1 protein-coding gene is annotated in these 394 nt (G+C 47.0%); it reads right to left on the bottom strand.

Translation table 11 applies throughout. The features are described from left to right. A partial coding sequence (locus tag FH871_RS35090; RefSeq protein WP_138995368.1) for an HAD-IIB family hydrolase occupies positions 1–394 on the bottom strand: 394 nt, incomplete at both ends.

The raw sequence follows: 394 nt of genomic DNA on the forward strand, positions 1-394 counted from the left end.
ATTCCCATTTTCCATGACAATCGGATGGCCGACAACCTCTAGCATGGTCCGGTCATTTTCTTCATCGCCGATAGCCATGGTTTCTTCGACAGCAATGCCCAATTTTTCAGCCAAATGAAGGACTGCAGTCCCCTTGCTGGAAGTTTTATTGGTCAGTTCTAGGTAGAAGGGCCGAGATTTTACGATGGTAAAACGGCCATAAAATTCTTGAGGAATTTTAGCAATGGCCGCATCCAGAATTTCAGGTTCATCAATATACATGGTCTTGACGAATTCCCTATCGCGATTTTCCTCAGGTGTCCGATAGAAAATTGGCATGCTGACCAGGGTAGCTTCGTGGACCGTGTAGTGCCCGATGTTACGGTTGCTGGTGTAGATGCCGTCCTTGGTGATG

The sequence above is a fragment of the Larkinella sp. C7 genome (genome assembly GCF_006149005.1).
Lineage (GTDB): Bacteria > Bacteroidota > Bacteroidia > Cytophagales > Spirosomataceae > Larkinella.